This window comes from bacterium (assembly GCA_035370465.1).
Taxonomy (GTDB): domain Bacteria; phylum Ratteibacteria; class UBA8468; order B48-G9; family JAFGKM01; genus JAGGVW01.
Map to the genome: position 1 here is coordinate 1 of DAOOVW010000101.1, position 1,645 is coordinate 1,645.

Sequence of the window (1,645 nt, forward strand, 5' to 3'; positions counted from 1 at the left end):
TATCTTTTAAACGACAACATATTCTTGACGATATTTAATTTTAGGTTATCATATATTATCATTTATTTTATTATTGTTCCCAATATTGTTTCCAAAATAATAGAAATGATAGTAAAAATATACCAAAGAAGGATAATAGATATAAAACTGAAAATAAGAACAAAAGACAAAACACAAGAAAAGTAATACCTCATGGGCCGTTAGCTCAATGGCAGAGCAGGGCACTCTTAATGCCAAGGTTGCAGGTTCAAGTCCTGCACGGCCTATAAAAACTGGTTAAACAAAAATAACTTATCTACTTTAACAATCGGAAATAACTACCTGCAACCAAAAGGGTATGGGAAAAAACATTTTCCCATATTTATAATTATCTAATAAAGCAGTTCGTATTGGGGGTATCGTTGTAAATACTTACTCAACCACATTAATTTAAAAGCACAAAAGCCCCCCTCACCCTCGCCCTCTCCCCTGTGGGTAGAGGGTAATAAGAGGAAAAAAGTTCTTCTCCCCAGCGGGGAGAAAATAGATGCAGGGATAGGGTGTTTTTCTCTTTATAGAAATGGAAAGACAGAAAAGTAGGGAAGAAATTTAATATGGTTAATAACTCCTGCGTCTAAAAAGGGTATGGGAAAAAACTTTTTCCCATATTTATAATAATCTAATAAAGTAGTTCGTATTGGGGGTATCGTTGGAAAGGCTCGCTCGTAGAGCATACGCCCGAGGGGGATGCTCCCCTGTCCCAAGAGCGGAAGCGAGTTGCAGGCTTCCGCCAAAAAGAGTGGCGGACAAGCAATGTCCTCCACGGCCTATGAAAACAATGTCTATTGGGGATTTGTTATCTGTTGTTTCATTGTATTAGCCATATTTATCATCATATCAGTCATATCAAGAATTTTTGCATCATCTGGTATATTGATTTTAAAAATATCATCACTGACAGGTGATAAATTCAATGACTTAAAAACTATTTCCATCCCAGGAGTTTCTTTATCGGCAAAATAAGAAATACTTTCTGGTAATAAATTATCCCTATTTATCCAAACAACACTTTTTGTAAAAAATTGTGATTTACCATTTATATTTTGTAGACCAGGAATATTTAATGTCTGTAAATTATTAATTGTCAGAACATAATATTCTTTTCCACCTTTATTTTTTATCTCCAAATCAACATTATTAGAAATTTTTTCAATATCAAGGGGAATATTATCTTTAAAATTATATTGTTTCTCCCAGTCCTTTTTCAATTCTTCCGGAAATTTTGTTAAATCAAATTTCATTACTGTATTGATTGATTTTTGATATTGAATCAATTTTTCTCCATCCATCAACATCACTATTTCCATGGGCTTTTCCATCCCCTGTTCTTGATATACTGTTTCCATTTTAAATTTTTTCTCTTTTGCCCAGAATTTCATAGGCATTGTCATTATTTTTCCCATCATATCCATTTTTATTTCTATTTCACCACTTATCTCAGAAACATTCTGATACTTTTTTGAAATCTCATTCCAAACTTCTACTTTATTTATTTCAGCAAAAGAGAAGAAACAAAAAACCCCAAATACAAAAACAATTATTTTTTTCATAGTGCCTCCTTTTTTTCATTATGGTTCTGCCAAAATTGGCTATATCTTTTATAATG

2 protein-coding genes and 1 tRNA gene are annotated in these 1,645 nt (G+C 32.5%); 2 read left to right on the top strand and 1 reads right to left on the bottom strand.

What is annotated here, in order from left to right; genetic code table 11:
• Both PLW95_08165 and PLW95_08170 read left to right on the top strand, forming a co-directional pair.
• Positions 1–186 (top strand): hypothetical protein (locus tag PLW95_08165; protein HOV22629.1); only part of this gene is annotated, 186 nt, incomplete at its 5' end.
• A gap of 8 nt (positions 187–194) precedes the next feature.
• Positions 195–266, top strand: a tRNA-Lys gene (locus PLW95_08170).
• A gap of 555 nt (positions 267–821) precedes the next feature.
• Here PLW95_08170 and PLW95_08175 read toward each other — a convergent pair.
• Positions 822–1,589 (bottom strand): hypothetical protein, encoded by a 768-nt coding sequence (locus PLW95_08175; GenBank protein ID HOV22630.1) that lies wholly within the window; start codon positions 1,587–1,589, stop codon positions 822–824.
• Positions 1,590–1,645 lie beyond the last annotated feature (56 nt).